The organism is Streptomyces aureus (assembly GCF_001418135.1).
GTDB classification, from domain to species: Bacteria; Actinomycetota; Actinomycetes; order Streptomycetales; family Streptomycetaceae; genus Streptomyces; species Streptomyces aureus_A.
Window position 1 is genome coordinate 33,073 of the sequence record NZ_LIPQ01000042.1, and the last position, 17,985, is coordinate 51,057.

Here is a 17,985-nt window from a genome sequence, read left to right on the forward strand (position 1 = left end):
CCGGAGGCCTGAGGGTCGAGCGGGGACACCCCCTAGGGGGCGGATCAGGGGAGAGCGGGGGCCGCAGGGCCCCCGGGCGCCTCGTCCGGAACCTAGCCTTGAGGGTGTTCGGCACGGAGTGTGCGGAACAGATCTTCGAGAGCGAGGGAGAGGACGATGGCCGTACAGGAGGTTCTCGCCGGGATGCCGTGGTGGGTCAAGTGGGTCGCCATACCCGTGCTCGCACTGCTCGTCTTCGGCGGACTGATCACCAGCGTCCTGGCCGTCGTGGTCGGACTGCTCTTCAAGGTGCTGCTCTTCGTGGCCCTCGTCGCCGGACTGATCTACGTCGTACGGAAGTTCAGCTCCTCGGACCGGTCCCGCGAGGAGTGGTAGCACAAGCTACCGATCGGTATGAAGGCGACGGAGGGTATTAGCCCGGCCGGGGGAACGCGCTGGTCGAATCAGGGCGCGGCCCCAGGAGCTGCCACTAGAGTGGAATCCCTCCGCCGCGTTGGGGACTACAGGCGTAGACCTCCGTACTGACCAGCGGTTTCCCAGGCCCGGCGGGCGCGCGGGGGCGGCCCCCGCGGGCGGGTGCACTGCATCCGTCGTCACGCCTGGGGGTGACCTTTGGCCACGGCTACGCAGACGGCTGCGCCTACCCTGATCGGCTCGGTGCAGCGCGCACTGAGACTCCTGGAGGCTGTGTCCTCCCACGCGGAAGGCGCCCCGGCCAAACAGCTCGCCCGTGAGACGGGCCTTCCGCTGCCCACCACGTACCACCTGCTCCGCACCCTGACGCACGAGGGCTATCTGGTCCGCGAGAAGGGTGTGTTCGTCCTTGGCGACGCCGCGGTCCGACTGGCCGGCGGCGGAGATGTGCAGAATCGTCGCATCAAGATCGAAGACTCCCTTGCCCGCTGGCGGGACGCGATCGGTGTGCCGGTCTACTTCGCCCTCTACCGCGAGGGGGAGATCGAGCTCGTCGCTGTCGCCGACACCCCTTCCGCTCCCGCGGTCGAGGAATGGGCCGACTTTCGCGAGACCGGGCACGCCCATGCGATCGGGCAGTGCCTGTTGAGCCAACTCGATCTGAAATCTCGTCAAGACCACCTCGACCGCCACCCGGTGGAAGCCATCACTCCGTACACGGTGCGTAACCGTCGTGCGCTTTTGGAGCGTTTGGGCGGTTTGGGACGAATGGAGCCCCTGGTGGAGCGTCAGGAATATGCGCTCGGCACGGTCTGTGCCGCAATCCCCATCACTGCGGGCTCCACGGCGGCCGCAATGGCCATTTCCCTACCCCTTCACCAGGAAGAACGGTTGCTCCCAGCAGTCGAGCAACTACGCACGGAGATCGGAAAGCTCTTCAGTTCACTCGCGTTCTCTATCAGTATCTGAAAAATCACTCCTTGTGATCTGCTAGTGCTTACAGCACGATTGCGTCAAGAGGGCCACGGGGGATCATTCCTGGCCGTTTCGGTCACAGCTTTCAGCAGCTGTGTTTACACAACTGCTTCATCTACTGCGGGGTACATGATGCGAGAGTCGGTTCAGGCCGAGGTCCTGATGAGCTTCCTCGTCTCCGAGGAGCTCTCCTTCAAGATCCCGGTTGAACTCCGATACGAGACCCGGGATCCCTACGCGGTGCGGATGACCTTCCACCTCCCCGGGGACGCGCCAGTGACCTGGGCGTTCGGCAGGGAGCTGTTGCTCGACGGGATCAACCGGCCGAGCGGGGACGGCGATGTGCACATCGCCCCGACGGAGCCCGAGGGCCTCTCGGACGTCTCCATCCGGCTCCAGGTCGGCGGCGATCGTGCCCTGTTCCGGGCGAGCGCGCCGCCGTTGGTCGCCTTCCTCGACCGAACGGACAAACTGGTTCCACTGGGCCAGGAGCGGACACTCGGTGACTTCGAGGACAACCTGGAAGCCGCGCTGGGCCGGATTCTGGCCGAGGAGAACGCGGGCCCGGCCGCCTGAGCCGGCGCCCGTCCACGTCGGCTCGGCGCACGTCCCCACGTACCGGCTCGGCGCGCGTCCGCGCGTACCGGCTCGGCGCGCGTCCGCGCGTACCGGCCCGGCCCGTCCCCGCGTACCGGCTCGGCGCGCCTGGACCGGCGCAACACCTCACTTCGCGCGGCGGCGCCGTCCGCCCCGTACCGCCGCGGGCTTCCGGATGTCCGTGCCCGCCCGGCCACCGGCGTCCGTGCGGTCGGCGGAGACCACCAGGGCCGCGAGCGCCGTGGTGAGCGGCACGGCGGCGACCAGACCGATCGACCCGACGAGCGTGCGGACGATCTCCTCGGCGACCAGCTCGCTGTTGGCCACCGTCCCCATGCTGCTCTGCGCGATGGAGAAGAGCAGCAGCAGCGGGAGGGCGGCACCCGCGTAGGCGAGCATCAGGGTGTTCACGACCGAGGCGATGTGGTCGCGGCCGATCCGGATCCCGGCCCGGTACAGCGCGCGCGGCCCCATGCCCGGATCGGCCTGGTTCAGTTCCCAGACCGCCGACGTCTGGGTGACCGTGACGTCGTCGAGCACACCGAGCGAACCGATGATCACCCCGGCCAGGAGCAGGCCGGACATGTCGATCTCCGGGTACAGGCCGTGGATCAGTCCGGTGTTGTCGTCGGTGTTGCCGCTCAGCGAGGCCCAGCCGATGAACACCGAGCCGAACAGACCGGTCAGCAGCAGGGAGATCAGCGTCCCGAGCACCGCGACCGAGGTGCGGGCCGAGAGTCCGTGGCACATGTAGAGCGCGATCAGCATGATGGCGCTCGATCCGATCACCGCCACGACCAGCGGATTCGACCCCTCCAGGATCGCCGGCAGGATGAAGAACGTCAGGATCAGGAAGCTCACGGCCAGCGCGATGAGGGCCATCACGCCCTTCATCCGGCCGACGACCACGACCGCGACGGCGAAGATCCCGGCGAGCACCGCCAGCGGGACCTTCCGGTTCACATCGGTCACCGAGTACTGCAGATCGCGCGGGGCGTCGGGGGCGTAGGCCACCACCACGCCCTGACCCTCGTGCAGTTGGCGCGGTGCGTCCGGCTGCACGATCTCGGTGAACGTACGCCCCTTCTCCGGACCGCTGGTGACCTCGATCGTCGCCTTCTCGCACTCCCCCTGCTGCGCGTTGACCGCCTCGCGTCCCTGCGGGGTCGAGGTGTCACCGGTCGGCGGGACCTGCCCCGCGTTCACGGAGGCGCAGTCCACCTGCTGGACGGCGACGACCTTGCCCTGCTCGGTCTGCCGGTCGAAACCGACGCCGGTGCGTTCGTGCGGCGGGGTGCCACCGGGCCACAGGACCACGAGTCCGACCACGACCGCCGTGGCGAAGGGGACCAGGATCGCGGCGATGACCCGGCGCAGATGCCGGGACACCGGGGTGGCGGGCCCGTGGCTGTGGCTGTGCCCGTGGGATCCGTGCGCCGGACCGTGCCCGTGCGATCCGTGCGCCGGACCGTGCCCGTGAGAGCCGTGTGGCTGATCATGCTCGTGGGGGCTGTGATCGTGGTCGTGGCCGTGCGGCTCGGGAGTCTGTTGGGGGGAAGTCACCGACCGATCATCGCAAGAACGGCGGGGGCCCACTGTTCAGCACGCCAGGGATGACGCTAGCGTGGTGGCACCTTTGCACACGCGGGAGCTCGGAGCACCGGGCTGAGAGGGCGCTGATCACCGTACGCGCGTACTGATGTACGTACGGGAAGAGGCTGCGCCGACCGCCGAACCTGTTACCGGGTAATGCCGGCGTAGGGAGATCGGTCTCATGACCATTCAGGATGCACGCACGCCTGCCTCCGGGCAGGACGACACCTCTGCCGACGGCGCCCGCACGCCGGGCTGGCACAAGGGGTACGTCCAGGGCTCGCGCCCCGACCTCAGGGTGCCGGTCCGTCAGGTGCACCTCACCAACGGCAAGGACGTCACTCTGTACGACACGTCCGGCCCGTACACCGACCCCACCGTCGACACCGACGTACGGCGGGGCCTTCCGCCGCTGCGGGAGAACTGGATCATCGCGCGCGGCGACACCGAGGAGTACGCGGGCCGCCCGGCCCGCCCCGAGGACGACGGCATCAAGCACACCTCGCCGCGCGGCGGGGGCCTGAAGAACCTCGACGCGGTCTTCCCCGGCCGGCCGCGTCTGCCGCGCCGCGGCCGCGACGGCCAGGCCGTGACCCAGCTCGCGTACGCCCGCCGGGGGGAGATCACCCCGGAGATGGAGTACGTGGCGATCCGCGAGAACGTCTCCCCCGAGGTCGTACGGGAGGAGATCGCGGCGGGCCGCGCGGTGCTCCCGGCGAACGTCAACCACCCGGAGATCGAGCCGATGATCATCGGCAAGCGGTTCCTGGTGAAGGTCAACGCCAACATCGGCAACTCCGCCGTCACCTCCTCCATCGAGGAGGAGGTGGAGAAGATGACCTGGGCGACCAAGTGGGGCGCCGACACGGTCATGGACCTGTCCACCGGGCGCAACATCCACACCACCCGCGAGTGGGTCCTGCGCAACTCCCCCGTGCCCATCGGCACCGTTCCGCTCTACCAGGCGCTGGAGAAGGTCGACGGCCGCGCCGAGGACCTGACCTGGGAGATCTACAAGGACACGGTCATCGAGCAGGCCGAGCAGGGCGTGGACTACATGACGGTGCACGCCGGCGTACTCCTGCCGTACGTGCCCCTCACCGCGCGCCGCAAGACCGGCATCGTCTCGCGCGGCGGCTCGATCATGGCCGCCTGGTGTCTCGCCCACCACAAGGAGAACTTCCTCTACACGCACTTCGAGGAGCTCTGCGAGATCCTCGCGACGTACGACGTCACGTACTCGCTCGGCGACGGGCTGCGCCCCGGCTCGATCGCGGACGCCAACGACGAGGCGCAGTTCGCGGAGCTGCGCACGCTCGGCGAGCTGAACACGATCGCCAAGCGGCACAACGTGCAGACGATGATCGAGGGCCCCGGGCACGTCCCGATGCACAAGATCAAGGAGAACATCGACCTCCAGCAGGAGATCTGCGAGGAGGCGCCGTTCTACACGCTCGGCCCGCTGACCACGGACGTCGCGCCCGCGTACGACCACATCACCTCCGGCATCGGCGCGGCGATGATCGCCTGGTGGGGCACGGCGATGCTCTGCTACGTCACGCCCAAGGAGCACCTGGGCCTGCCGAACCGCGACGACGTGAAGACCGGTGTCATCACGTACAAGATCGCGGCCCACGCGGCGGACCTCGCCAAGGGGCACCCGGGCGCTCAGGAATGGGACGACGCGCTCTCGGACGCGCGGTTCGAGTTCCGCTGGGAGGACCAGTTCAACCTGGCGCTCGACCCGGACACGGCGCGTGAGTTCCACGACGAGACGCTGCCGGCGGAGCCCGCGAAGACCGCGCACTTCTGCTCGATGTGCGGTCCGAAGTTCTGCTCGATGAAGATCTCGCAGGACATCCGGCGGGAGCACGGCGGCGACCTGAAGGCGGACGAGATCGAGGCGGGCATGGCCGCGAAGTCGGCCGAGTTCGCGGCGACCGGCAACCGCGTCTACCTGCCGCTGGCGGACTGACCCCCGCCCGGAGACCGTGCCGGCCCGCGACCCCGGGGGAGTCGCGGGCCGGTGGTGTCTCAGGTGCCCGGTGGGCCGGTGGGCGGGGTGGTGGCGGCGAGCACGTCGCGGAGGAAGGGCAGGATGCCCCGCTCCAGGAGGGCCCGGCGCCAGGCCTCCCGGGCGCGGGACAGTTCGTCGTCCGGAGCGGCCGCGGGCGGACCGCCCCTGCTCACCTCGGCCGGGCTGTTGCGCAGGGCCGTCACGAGGAGACCGGCGGCCGCCCCGAGCAGTCCCGCGGCCGCCACCGCGCCGAAGACCAGGCCGGCCGTGAGCAGCGTCGCCCCGAACGCCACGGTGGGGGCGACGGCGTGCAGGACCGCGCCGACCAGCAGGAAGATGACGGCGGCCGCGCCCGCGAGGACGGGCACCATGACGGTGAGGATCGCGACGACGCCGGGGCCGGGGCCCGGACGGTCCGGGGACGCCGGTGTCCTGGTCCCGAGGGCCGCGCGGTGCTGCTCGCGGACCTTCACGAAGTGGTCGTACTCGCTCGCCGCGGCGCTGGTGACCAGAGTTGTCGCGTTCAGGGTCAGGGAGCGCAGCTGGGCGAGCGAGAGCCGGGTTCCCGCTCCGGCGAGATCCGGACGTGCGTGGGCGGTGCTCAGTGCGTCGTCGAGGACCCGCTCGTACTCGGCGCGGTCCTCGGTCAGCAGGTGCGGAGCCACGTTCATGTGCATCCCCCGATGCTCCGTAGGCCCGGATCAGCCGTCGGAAACGGTCGGTTGGGCGGAAACGGAGGAGAGCCTGCTACGGATGGACCCGATGGTATTGCGGCGGTGCCACGCGCTGACAGGGTGTTTCCGGAATTCGACTTCCCCGGATGCGGAGGGTTATGCGTCAGCCGTTCAGGGGGAGTTGGACGACCAGTAGCTTTCCGGCCATGGTCACTCCACCGTCCATCGCGATCGCCAGACCGTCCGCGTACACGTGCGGTCCGTCGACGAGAGGGCCCGAACTGCCCTCGCCCTCCTCCGTGCCGACCTGGCCGAGGAGGTACGGGATGGGGCTGTGGCCGTGCACGATCCGGGAGCCGCCGTAGGTGGAGAGCAGCTCCTGGACGGCCTGCGGGCCGCCCTCGTCGCGGAACGCGAAGCGCTTGGTGAACTTGCGGAAGACGTCCCAGACCTCGTCGGCGTCGTTCCGGTTGAGGATCTCGTGGACCGTGTCGTTGACGTCCTCGATGGTCTGGCCGTAGTCGAGGTACGCGGTGGTGTCGGAGTGCAGGAGGAGGTGGTCGTCCTCCCGCACCACGGCGTCGAGCCGGGACATCCACTGCAGATGGACGTCCTGGAGCCGGTCCATGTCGTGCTTCTGGCCGCCGTTGAGCAGCCAGGCGGCCTGGAAGGTGGCGGTGCCCGCGCCGGAGTTCACCGGGGTGTCGCCGAAGCGCTTGGCACCGATGAGCAGCAGCTCGTGGTTGCCCATGAGGGCCTTGCAGTAGCCGCCGGCGGCGGCTGCCTCGGCGGAGAGGCGCATGACGAGGTCGATGACGCCGATGCCGTCGGGGCCGCGGTCGGTGAAGTCGCCGAGGAACCAGAGGCGGGCGTTGCCCGCGGCCCAGCTGCCGTTCTCGTCGATGAGCCGCTGGGCGCGGAGGGCCTCGACGAGCTCGTCGAGATAGCCGTGGACGTCGCCGACGACGTAGAGCGGACCGGGACCTTCGCCGCTCGCGGGGGCGGGCTCGGCGGCGGGCGCGGGCTCGGTGGCGACCGGGACCTGGACGGTGTCCCCGCGGTTGATGACCGGGAGGTCGCGCTCGGTCGGGGTGTAGCCCTCGGGCATCCCGCCCTCGGGGAAGGCGTTCCCGGGGTGGCCGGTGGCGACGGAGATGATGGAGGAGCCGGTGGGGGCGGGGGCCGGGGCGTACGTGGGAGCGGTACGACGTCCCAGATGCAGGGTCGGCTCGGCGGGCGCGGGCGCGGGCGCGGGTGCCGGCGGACCGGCCGTGGGCGCGGGCGCGCTGGGCGCGTGCGTGGGGACGGCGGGCGCGTGCGTGGGGACGGCGGGCGTGGCGGGAGGCACGGCCGCGGGCACGGAGGCCGCGGGTACCGCCTCGCCTGCAGGCGCCGTGGGTACGGCGGGTGCGGCCACGGGTGCGTGCTCCGGGGGAGCGGGTTCGGCCGGTGGCGGCACCGGCAGAGGCTCCGTGGTCGTCGGATCGGTGGCATGGCCCTGTACGGGCACACGGGCGTACGGCGGTACGCGGAAGTCACGCAATGTCGCCGTGCGCACCACGGGCTCCTGCCCGGCCCCCTGAGTCATGGACCCCTCCACCACGGTCGCGATGCCCTGCACATCGCGGACCGGCCTGGTCGGGGTGGTCCGCGGTGTCGTGCGCCCATCATAGGAATGAGGTTCCTCCTGTGTGACGCACCAGGGGTGGTGAATCCGGGTCCACTCCGGGTTCACCGGTTGTTTCGCCCGAATTGAGAAGGTCGAGTCCAGGGTTGGGGCCGGTCGGGTGGCCGGTTTCGCCGCCCCGGCCCACGGGCAGGGGCGGGGACGGCGGATTCGGTGGAGCCGGTTGGCGGGGTGTCAGTCCTTCGCGGGTGAGCGCGGCGGGCTGACGGTGGTGCGCGGTGAACGGCGCTGCGAGGAGGTGCGGACGATGAGTTCGGTCGGTATCACCCGCTCGACCGGGCCGTCGGTGTCGATCCCTTCGATGGCGTCGATGAGGAGCTGGACGACGGCCGTGCCGATGCGGCGCGGCTTGAGCGAGAGCGTCGTGATGGGCGGTTCGGTGGTGGCGTAGACGGTCGACTCGCTGCAGCAGACCAGCAGCAGGTCGTCCGGGACACGCAGCCCGTAGCGGCGCGCGGCCGCGAGGAGGTCGGTTCCGTTGGGGTCGAAGAGGCCGTACACGGCGTCGGGCCGGTCCGGTCGGGCGAGCAGCCGGTCGGCCGCGACGGCGCCCGCGCACGGGTCGTGCGCCGGATAGGCCTCGTAGACGGGGTCCTGGCCCACCCGCTCGCACCAGTTGAGGTACGCGGTGGTGGACAGGCGGGTGTAGGTGTCGGTGGTGGTTCCGGTGAGGAGACCGATGCGGCGGGCGCCGGCGTCGGCGAGGTGGTCGAGCAGATCGAGGACGGCGGCTTCGTGGTCGTTGTCGACCCAGGCCGTGACCGGAAGGGTGCCGGCGGGGCGTCCGTCGGAGACGACGGGCAGGCCCTGCCGGACCAGTTCGGTGACGACCGGGTCGTGGTCGGAGGGGTCGATGACGACGGTGCCGTCGAGGGCGACGTTCGACCAGACGTCATGGCGGGATGTGGCGGGGAGGATGACCAGGGCGTAGCCCCGCGCGAGCGCCGCCGATGTGGCTGCTCTGGCCATCTCCGCGAAGTACGCGAATTCGGTGAAGGTGAAAGGTTCATCCCCGTACGTGGTCACGGTCAGGCCGATGAGTCCCGACTTCCCGGTGCGGAGCGTGCGGGCCGCCGCGGACGGGCGGTAGCCCAGCCGGTCGGCGACCTCGCGCACGTGCCGGCGGGTGGCGTCGGGGAGTCGGCCCTTGCCGTTGAGCGCGTCGGAGACAGTCGTGATGGAGACCCCGGCGGCGGCGGCCACGTCCCGGATGCCTGCCCGGCCCTGCCGGCTTCCCCGGGTCTGTGCCCGGCTCACCTGGTGCTTCCCTGCTGCTGTCATGGCGAGCCGATAGTAGGGCGATGAGGGGCGGTTGGGCCGGTCGCATATGCAGGCGTTGACAGGCACGTTTCTGCATGGCCGAAAGGCGTCAAGAGGCAGAGAATCCAAGGTAGTTAGGGCCTTTGCCATGGGACCAGTGGTTGCCGAACGGCGTAGGCCTGGCGTGGGAGCGAGGTCTCGAAGAGGTCTCAACTCACCTCTACGGGTGATGCGCGCCACGGCGCCCGCCACCGGCGCGCGCCACCCGGACGCGCGCTCCCCCGGTTCGGGTCCACGGCGGCGGCGGCTCCGGGGGCGGTTCGCGAGACGGCTCGCGGGATGGCTCCGGGGGGCCGTTCAGGGTGGCGTGGTGGGGTGGCGTGCCGGGGGTGGCCGCCGGGTCGCTCGTGTGGCGCGCCGGGATCGCGCGGGTGCCGTGCCACGGGGGCGCGCCGGGTGGCTCGGGCGCCGCGCCGGGGGGTCGATTCCGGGTCGAGTGGGCGCTCCGCCGGGGGTCGATTCCGGGTCGAGTGGGCGCCGTTCCCGGAGGTCGCTTCCGGGCCGTGGGACCGCTGCTCCCGGAGGTCGTGTCCACAGCGTGTCCCTCCTGTTGTCCACAGCCCATTCGCAGCGGAGGGGAATCCTCTTAAGGTGAGGAGTATTGGCGGTACGGACGGTCGAGGAGGCCACAGAGTGAGCGAGACCAGCGGGACCAGCGGGACGAGCACGGGCCCGAAGCTGCGCGCCGAGCTGGACGGCGTCCCCACCTACAAGCCGGGCAGGCCGGCGGCCTCGGGCGGTCCCGTGGCCTTCAAGCTGTCCTCCAACGAGAACCCGTATCCGCCGCTGCCGGGGGTCATGGAGAGCACGCTGGCCGCCGCCGCGAACTTCAACCGCTACCCGGACATGGCCTGCACGGGGCTGACGGAGGAGCTGGCGGACCGTTTCGGCGTGCCCGTCTCGCACCTGGCCACCGGCACCGGCTCGGTCGGCGTCGCCCAGTCGCTCCTCCAGGCCACCTCCGGCCCCGGTGACGAGGTCATCTACGCCTGGCGCTCCTTCGAGGCGTACCCGATCATCACGCAGATCAGCGGGGCCACCTCGGTGCAGGTGCCGCTGACCGAGGGCGAGGTGCACGACCTCGACGCGATGGCCGCGGCGATCACCGACAGGACCCGGCTGATCTTCGTCTGCAACCCCAACAACCCCACGGGCACCGCGGTGCGCCGGGCCGAGCTGGAGCGCTTCCTCGACCGGGTGCCCTCCGACGTCCTGGTCGTGATCGACGAGGCGTACCGCGAGTTCGTCCGCGACACCGACATCCCGGACGGCATCGAGCTCTACCGCGACCGGCCGAACGTCGCCGTGCTGCGGACCTTCTCCAAGGCGTACGGCCTGGCGGGGCTCCGGGTCGGCTTCGCGGTCGCCCACGAGCCGGTGGCGGCGGCGCTGCGCAAGACGGCCGTGCCGTTCGGCGTGAGCCAGCTGGCGCAGGACGCGGCGGTGGCCTCGCTGCGTGCCGAGGACGAACTGCTCGGGCGGGTCGGCTCCTTGGTGGCCGAGCGCGAGCGGGTCCACGCGGGTCTCGTGGGGCAGGGCTGGACCGTGGCGGACACCCAGGCGAACTTCGTCTGGCTGCGGCTCGGCGAGCGGACCCTGGACTTCGCGGCGGAATGCGAGCGGCACGGGGTGATGGTGCGGCCGTTCGCCGGCGAGGGAGTGCGCGTCACGATCGGCGAGACCGAGGCGAACGACCTGTTCCTGAAGGCGGCGGAGGGTTTCCGCAAGGAGGGCTGAGCACTCGCTGACGCCACCGGCCGGTGCCGGGGGACCCGGCCGGTGACGTTGAACCCGGCCGGTGGTGGCGACCCGGCCCTGGAAGCCGACCGGCCACTGGAGCCGACCGGCCACTGGCGCCGAGCTGGACGTGGAAGCCGACCGGCATTGGAGAAGAACGGCCGTTGACGCCGGTCAGCCGCTGACGAGCTCCACCCGGATCGGGTCGCCGTCCCGCACGGTGGCGAGGGTCCGGGGGTCGCCGTCGAGCGCGCCCAGGACGTTGCAGGGGCTCGCGAGCCGGCACTCCTCGCCCCGTGAGACCGGGGTGGGGCCGTAGGGGAGGGCGAGCGCGTCGCCCTCCGTCCAGAAGGCCACCGTGCCGGCGTCGACGACCTGCCGCGCCCCGTCCTCGACGGAGGCGGAGACCGGAGTGTCGAAGTAGACCTCCTCGCCCCAGGTCCGGGCGGTGGAGGAGATCGGAAGAGTCCCCGCGAGCGCCGTGCTCGTGGGGGTCTCCTCAAGGGTGGCCGTGGTGTGTCCGGCCGGCCAGACGATGCGTATCCGAAGGGTCATGCCCCGGATTCAACAATATGTTGAAGGCTCTGGGAAGGGGTGGCCTTCGGTAGGGGGACCCCCGACTGAAGGTACGGATTTCGTATGAGTAATAATGCTTGTGAATGTGAACGCGTTCACAAGCGTGCCTGGTTCGTCCCCTCATCGGTGGGATTATCCGGGCAAACTGCCGATGTGACCACGGCGATGTAAGGAGAAAAGGACGTGGACCTCGCTCTGGCGCCAGAGACTCTGGCGCGCTGGCAGTTCGGCATCACCACCGTCTATCACTTCCTCTTCGTCCCCCTGACGATCTCCCTCGCCGCGCTCACCGCAGGTCTCCAGACCGCATGGGTCCGGACGGAGAACGAGAAGTACCTCAGGGCGACGAAGTTCTGGGGCAAGCTCTTCCTGATCAACATCGCCATGGGTGTCGTCACCGGCATCGTGCAGGAGTTCCAGTTCGGCATGAACTGGTCCGACTACTCGCGCTTCGTCGGCGACATCTTCGGTGCGCCGCTCGCCTTCGAGGCGCTCATCGCCTTCTTCTTCGAGTCGACCTTCATCGGTCTGTGGATCTTCGGCTGGGACAAGCTCCCCAAGCGGATCCACCTCGCCTGCATCTGGATGGTGTCGATCGGCACCATCCTCTCCGCGTACTTCATCCTCGCGGCGAACTCCTGGATGCAGCACCCGGTGGGTTACCGGATCAACGAGGAGCGCGGCCGGGCCGAGCTCACCGACTTCTGGCTCGTGCTCACCCAGAACACCGCCCTCACCCAGTTCTTCCACACCATGACGGCGGCCTTCCTGGTCGGCGGCGCGTTCATGGTCGGTATCTCCGCCTTCCACCTGGCGCGCAAGAAGCACATCCCGGTGATGCGGACCTCGCTGCGACTCGGCCTGATCACCCTGATCATCGCCGGCCTCGGCACCGCCATCAGCGGTGACCTGCTCGGCAAGGTCATGTTCAAGCAGCAGCCCATGAAGATGGCCGCCGCCGAGGCGCTCTGGGACGGTGAAGCGCCCGCACCGTTCTCGATCTTCGCGTACGGCGATGTCGACAAGGGTCACAACAAGGTGGCCGTCGAGATCCCGGGCCTGCTGTCGTTCCTGGCGAACGACGACTTCACCTCGTACGTCCCGGGCATCAACGACATCAACAAGGCCGAGCAGGAGAAGTTCGGCCCCGGCGACTATCGGCCGAACATCCCCGTCGCCTACTGGGGCTTCCGCTGGATGATCGGCTTCGGCATGGCCTCGCTGTCCATCGGCCTGCTCGGCCTCTGGCTGACCCGCAAGAAGTTCATGCTGGCACCGGGGCTGCGGACCGGTGAGGACGAAGTGCCGAACCTGGTCCTGTTCAGGCGGAAGGCGCTCAGCCCCCGCCTGGGCAAGTGGTACTGGATCGTCGCCCTCTGGACCATGGCGTTCCCGCTGATCGCCAACTCCTGGGGCTGGATCTTCACCGAGATGGGCCGTCAGCCCTGGGTCGTCTACGGCGTGCTGCGCACCCGGGACGCGGTCTCCCCCGGCACCACCACGGGCGAGGTGCTCACCTCGATGATCGTCTTCACCGCGCTCTACGCCGTGCTCGCCGTGATCGAGGTCAAGCTCCTCGTGAAGTACATCAAGGCCGGCCCGCCGGAGCTCACCGAGGACGACCTCAATCCGCCCACCAAGATCGGCGGGGACTCTCGTGACCCCGACCGCCCCATGGCCTTCTCGTACTGAGGCTCAGGAGATCGAGGCATGGAACTTCACGACGTCTGGTTCGTACTCATCGCCATCCTCTGGATCGGCTACTTCTTCCTTGAGGGCTTCGACTTCGGGGTCGGGATCCTCACCAAGCTGCTCGCCCGCGGCCGGCCCGAGAAGCGAGTGCTCATCAACACCATCGGACCTGTCTGGGACGGCAACGAGGTGTGGCTGCTCACCGCCGGCGGCGCGACCTTCGCCGCGTTCCCCGAGTGGTACGCGACGCTGTTCTCCGGCTTCTACCTGCCCCTGCTGATCATCCTGGTCTGCCTGATCATCCGGGGTGTCGCCTTCGAGTACCGGGCGAAGCGGCCCGAGGAGAACTGGCAGCGCAACTGGGAGCAGGCCATCTTCTGGACCTCGCTGATCCCGGCGTTCCTCTGGGGCGTGGCCTTCGGCAACATCGTCCGGGGCGTGAAGATCGACGAGGACATGGAGTTCGTCGGGAGCTTCTGGGATCTGCTCAACCCGTACGCGCTCCTCGGTGGTCTGGTCACGCTGACGCTCTTCACCTTCCACGGCGCGGTCTTCGTCTCGCTCAAGACGGTCGGCGACATCCGGATCCGGGCACGGGCGCTCGCGCTCAAGCTGGGCCTGGTCACGGCTGTGGTCGCGCTCGGCTTCCTGATCTGGACCCAGATCGACACCGGGGACAGCTGGAGCCTCGCGGCGATGCTGATCGCCGTGATGGCCCTGGTCGGGGCGATCGCCGCGATCAAGGTGGGGCGCGAGGGATGGTCGTTCGCGCTCTCGGGAGTCACCATCACCGCAGCCGTGGCGATGCTCTTCCTCGCGCTCTTCCCGGACGTCATGCCGTCCTCGCTCAACCCGGAGTGGAGCCTTACGGTGACGAACGCGTCGTCGAGCCCGTACACGCTCAAGATCATGACCTGGTGCGCGGCGATCGCGACGCCGCTGGTGCTGCTCTACCAGAGCTGGACCTACTGGGTGTTCCGCAAGCGAATCGGTACGCAGCACATCGCCGGGTCCCACTAGCCGGCCCTTTCCAGGGAGCATGTTTCACGTGAAACCGATCGATCCGCGCCTGCTCCGGTACGCCAGGGCCACCCGTGCCTTCCTGGCCGCGGTGGTCGCGCTCGGCCTCGTCGGGGCGGCGCTGGTCATCGCCCAGGCGATGCTCATCGCCGAGATCGTGGTGGGGTCCTTCCAGAAGGGCCAGTCGGTTTCCGCCCTGACCGCCCCCCTGCTGCTGCTCGCGGGCGTCGCGGCGGCCCGGGGGCTGGTCTCCTGGCTGACCGAGCTCGCCGCCCACCGGGCGAGCGCGGCGGTCAAGTCCGAACTCCGGGGCCGGCTCCTCGACCGCGCGGCCGCGCTCGGACCGGGCTGGCTCAGCGGCCAGAAGGCCGGCTCTCTGATCGCGCTCGCCACACGCGGTGTGGACGCGCTCGACGACTACTTCGCCCGCTATCTGCCCCAGCTCGGGCTCGCGGTCGTCGTGCCCGTGGCCGTGCTGGCCCGGATCGTCACCGAGGACTGGGTCTCGGCGGCGATCATCGTCGTCACCCTGCCGCTCATCCCGGTCTTCATGATCCTCATCGGCTGGTACACCCAGGCCCGGATGGACCGGCAGTGGAAGCTGCTCTCCCGGCTCTCGGGGCACTTCCTGGACGTGGTGGCCGGGCTTCCCACCCTCAAGATCTTCGGCCGGGCGAAGGCCCAGGCCGAGTCGATCCGCGCGATCACCTCGGAGTACCGCCGAGCGACCATGCGCACGCTGCGGATCGCCTTCCTCTCCTCCTTCGCGCTGGAACTCCTCGCGACCCTGTCGGTCGCGCTCGTCGCCGTGACCATCGGCATGCGGCTCGTCCACGGCGAACTCGATCTGTACACCGGTCTCGTCATCCTGATCCTGGCGCCCGAGGCTTATCTGCCGCTGAGGCAGGTCGGCGCGCAGTTCCACGCGGCGGCGGAGGGGCTCGCGGCGGCGGAGGAGATCTTCGACGTCCTGGAGGAGCCGGTACGGGACGAGGGCGGGGCCGCGGCCCCGGAGTCCGTACGGCTGGAGCTGGAGGGCGTGACGGTACGCCATGCCGGGCGTACCGAGCCCTCGCTGGACGCGATGTCCCTGACGGTCGAGCCCGGGGAGACGGTGGCCCTGGTCGGGCCGAGCGGCGCCGGGAAGTCGACGCTGCTGGATGTCGTCCTCGGGTTCGCCGTGCCGGAGGAGGGCGGTTCCGTACGGGTCGGGGGCGAGCCGCTCGCCTCGCTGGACCTGGAGGCATGGCGGTCGCGGATCGCCTGGGTGCCGCAGCGGCCGTACCTCTTCGCGGGGACGATCGCCGAGAACGTGCGCCTCGCCCGCCCGGACGCCTCGGACGAGGCCGTACGGGAGGCCCTGCGGGACGCGGGGGCGGACAGGTTCGTCTCGGGGCTGCCGCAGGGGCTCGACACGGCGCTCGGTGAGGACGGGGCCGGACTCTCGGCAGGGCAGCGGCAGCGGCTCGCGCTGGCGCGGGGATTCCTCGCCGACCGGCCGGTACTGCTGCTCGACGAGCCGACGGCGGCGCTGGACGGGGAGACGGAGGCGGGGGTCGTCGACGCGGTGCGACGGCTGGCGGCCGGGCGGACGGTGCTCCTGGTGGCGCATCGGCCGGCCCTGCTCGCGGTGGCGGACCGGGTGGTGCGGGTCGACGCGGCGCCGCCGGAGGAGGGTGCCGGTGCCGGTGGTGCTCGTGCCGGTGGTGCGGGTACGGGCGCGGAAGGCTCGGGCGCCGGTGGTGCGGGTATGGGCGCGGGAGGCTCGGGCGCCGGTGGTGCGGGTGCAGAGCCGGAGGGCGGCGCCGCTGTGGGGACGTGCCCACCGGTTCCGCCCCGGTCGGAGCATGTGCCCACGACCCGCGGATCTGTCCTTGGACGGGTGCGGGACATGGCCGGTGAGCTCAAGGGGCGGATGGGGCTCGCCCTGCTGCTCGGGAGCCTGGCGCTCGGGTCCGCCGTGGGGCTCATGGCCGTGTCCGGATGGCTCATCTCGCGTGCCTCCGAACAGCCCCCCGTGCTCTATCTGATGGTGGCCGTCACCGCCACGCGTGCGTTCGGCATCGGGCGGGCCGTCTTCCGGTACGCCGAGCGGCTCGTCTCGCACGACGCCGTCCTCCGGATGCTCGCCGAGCTCCGGGTCTCCGTCTACCGGCGCCTGGAGCGGATCGCGCCCGCCGGGCTGCGCCGCACCCGCCGCGGAGACCTGCTCTCCCGGCTCGTCCAGGACGTCGACGCTCTCCAGGACTACTGGCTCCGCTGGCTGCTCCCGGCGGGTACCGCACTCGTCGTGGGGGTCGTCTCCGCCGGGTTCACCGCCTGGCTGCTGCCGGAGGCCGGTGCCGTCCTCGCCGTGGGCCTGCTCGTCGCGGGTGTCCTCGTGCCGGCGGTCAGCGGCGCGCTCGCCCGCCGTGCCGAACGGCGGCTCGCCCCCGCGCGCGGTGCCCTGGCGACCACCGTGGCCGATCTGCTGCGCGGCTGCGCCGAACTGACCGTGGCCGGCGCCCTGCGGGAGCGGATCGAGCGGACGCGGGCCGCCGACCGTACCCTCACCGGCATCGCCTCCCGGCAGGCCGCGGCCGCCGCACTCGGTGCCGGACTCTCCGCCCTGGTCTGCGGCCTGACGGTCGCTGCAGCCGCGGTCGTCGGCGTCCGGGCCGTGGCGGACGGGCGGCTCGACGGCGTGGCCCTCGCCGTGGTCGTCCTCACGCCACTCGCCGCCTTCGAGGCCGTCACCGGGCTGCCGCTCGCCGTCCAGTACCGGCAGCGCGTCAAGCACAGTGCCGAACGGGTCTTCGAAGTGCTCGACGCCCCCGTCCCCGTACACGAACCGGACCGGCCCGCGACTCCCCCGGCGAGCCCGTTCCCGCTGGAACTGTCCGGGCTCTCCGCCCGGCACGCCGGGCAGGAACGGGAGGCGCTCGCCGACTTCCGGCTCACCCTGGAGGCCGGACGCCGGGTCGCCGTCGTCGGTGCCTCGGGCTCCGGCAAGACCACGCTCGCCCAGGTGCTGCTGCGGTTCCTGGACGTGGAGCACGGCACGTACCGGCTCGGCGGGGTGCCCGCCTGGGAGCTCGACGGCGACGCGGTGCGGCGGCTCGTCGGCCTCTGCGCCCAGGACGCCCACCTGTTCGACAGCTCCGTCCGCGAGAACCTGCGGCTCGCCCGTACCGGGGCGAGCGACGAGGAACTGCGCGAGGCGCTGCGCCGGGCCCGGCTGCTCGACTGGGTCGACGGACTCCCGGAGGGGCTCGACACGCTCGTGGGCGAGCACGGCTCCCGGCTGTCCGGCGGTCAGCGGCAGCGCCTGGCGCTCGCCCGCGCGCTGCTCGCCGACTTCCCCGTCCTCGTCCTCGACGAGCCGGCCGAGCACCTGGACCTGGCCACCGCCGACGCGCTCACCGACGACCTGCTCCGGGCCACCGAAGGCCGTACGACCGTCCTCATCACCCACCGGCTGCACGGACTCGACGCGGTCGACGAGGTGCTCGTCCTCGACGAGGGAAGGACCGTGCAGCGCGGCCCGTACGCGGAGCTCGCCGAGGAGGACGGACCGCTGCGCCGGATGCTGGAACAGGAGCGGGAGACCGATCTGCTGGCAGTCGGCGCGGGCGCGGGGGCGAACTCCGGGAGCGACCGGGAGCACCTCGGGCCGCGGCAGTAGGCACTGGCTGACTTTTCTC

At 70.6% G+C, this 17,985-nt stretch carries 13 protein-coding genes; 8 read left to right on the plus strand and 5 right to left on the minus strand.

Translation table 11 applies throughout. The annotated features are described in order from the left end of the window. Positions 1-156: 156 nt before the first annotated feature. The 3 genes from AOK00_RS05030 to AOK00_RS05040 all read left to right on the plus strand — a co-directional run bounded on the left by AOK00_RS05030 (position 157) and on the right by AOK00_RS05040 (position 1,965). The gene (locus AOK00_RS05030; RefSeq protein WP_055599098.1) at positions 157-375 is read left to right on the plus strand and encodes a DUF5326 family protein; all 219 of its coding nucleotides are present in this window, start codon (positions 157-159) and stop codon (positions 373-375) included. Positions 376-645: 270 nt separating this feature from the next. Next, the gene (locus AOK00_RS05035) at positions 646-1,383 is read left to right on the plus strand and encodes an IclR family transcriptional regulator (protein WP_437441389.1); all 738 of its coding nucleotides are present in this window, start codon (positions 646-648) and stop codon (positions 1,381-1,383) included. Between the two features lie 138 nt (positions 1,384-1,521). Then, the gene (locus AOK00_RS05040; protein WP_055599121.1) at positions 1,522-1,965 is read left to right on the plus strand and encodes an SsgA family sporulation/cell division regulator; all 444 of its coding nucleotides are present in this window, start codon (positions 1,522-1,524) and stop codon (positions 1,963-1,965) included. A gap of 147 nt (positions 1,966-2,112) precedes the next feature. On the opposite strand, the gene AOK00_RS05045 is transcribed toward AOK00_RS05040, so the two are convergent. Further along, positions 2,113-3,549: a YibE/F family protein gene (locus tag AOK00_RS05045; RefSeq protein ID WP_437441388.1), complete on the minus strand. Its 1,437-nt coding sequence runs from the start codon at positions 3,547-3,549 to the stop codon at positions 2,113-2,115. A 211-nt stretch (positions 3,550-3,760) separates the two neighbouring features. Between AOK00_RS05045 and thiC the strand changes: the two genes are divergently transcribed. Continuing rightward, positions 3,761-5,554, plus strand: coding sequence for a phosphomethylpyrimidine synthase ThiC (thiC, locus tag AOK00_RS05050; protein WP_055599100.1), 1,794 nt, complete (start codon positions 3,761-3,763; stop codon positions 5,552-5,554). 59 nt (positions 5,555-5,613) lie between these two features. Here thiC and AOK00_RS05055 read toward each other — a convergent pair whose 3' ends face one another. The 3 genes from AOK00_RS05055 to AOK00_RS05065 form a co-directional block, all read right to left on the minus strand. Continuing rightward, on the minus strand, positions 5,614-6,273 hold the full coding sequence (locus AOK00_RS05055; RefSeq protein WP_055599101.1) for a hypothetical protein: 660 nt from the start codon (positions 6,271-6,273) through the stop codon (positions 5,614-5,616). A gap of 160 nt (positions 6,274-6,433) precedes the next feature. Continuing rightward, on the minus strand, positions 6,434-7,873 hold the full coding sequence (locus AOK00_RS05060) for a metallophosphoesterase (RefSeq protein WP_254047245.1): 1,440 nt from the start codon (positions 7,871-7,873) through the stop codon (positions 6,434-6,436). A gap of 258 nt (positions 7,874-8,131) precedes the next feature. Beyond that, the gene (locus tag AOK00_RS05065) at positions 8,132-9,238 is read right to left on the minus strand and encodes a LacI family DNA-binding transcriptional regulator (protein ID WP_030317999.1); all 1,107 of its coding nucleotides are present in this window, start codon (positions 9,236-9,238) and stop codon (positions 8,132-8,134) included. A gap of 672 nt (positions 9,239-9,910) precedes the next feature. Here AOK00_RS05065 and hisC point away from each other — a divergent pair. Next, positions 9,911-11,014, plus strand: coding sequence for a histidinol-phosphate transaminase (hisC, locus tag AOK00_RS05070; protein ID WP_055599102.1), 1,104 nt, complete (start codon positions 9,911-9,913; stop codon positions 11,012-11,014). A gap of 174 nt (positions 11,015-11,188) precedes the next feature. Here the strand turns inward: hisC and AOK00_RS05075 are convergent, their stop codons facing one another. Then, positions 11,189-11,569 carry a cyclophilin-like fold protein gene (locus AOK00_RS05075; protein ID WP_055599103.1) on the minus strand — a complete coding sequence of 127 codons (381 nt, stop codon included), beginning with the start codon at positions 11,567-11,569 and terminating at the stop codon, positions 11,189-11,191. A 204-nt stretch (positions 11,570-11,773) separates the two neighbouring features. Between AOK00_RS05075 and AOK00_RS05080 the strand changes: the two genes are divergently transcribed. From AOK00_RS05080 to cydD, 3 genes are read left to right on the plus strand one after another with little or no spacing between them, the layout of a single operon-like run. After that, positions 11,774-13,282: a cytochrome ubiquinol oxidase subunit I gene (locus AOK00_RS05080; RefSeq protein ID WP_055599104.1), complete on the plus strand. Its 1,509-nt coding sequence runs from the start codon at positions 11,774-11,776 to the stop codon at positions 13,280-13,282. A gap of 18 nt (positions 13,283-13,300) precedes the next feature. After that, positions 13,301-14,302 (plus strand): cytochrome d ubiquinol oxidase subunit II, encoded by a 1,002-nt coding sequence (gene cydB / locus AOK00_RS05085; protein ID WP_055599105.1) that lies wholly within the window; start codon positions 13,301-13,303, stop codon positions 14,300-14,302. Positions 14,303-14,321: 19 nt separating this feature from the next. Continuing rightward, positions 14,322-17,966: a thiol reductant ABC exporter subunit CydD gene (gene cydD, locus AOK00_RS05090; RefSeq protein WP_173861505.1), complete on the plus strand. Its 3,645-nt coding sequence runs from the start codon at positions 14,322-14,324 to the stop codon at positions 17,964-17,966. Positions 17,967-17,985: the final 19 nt, after the last annotated feature.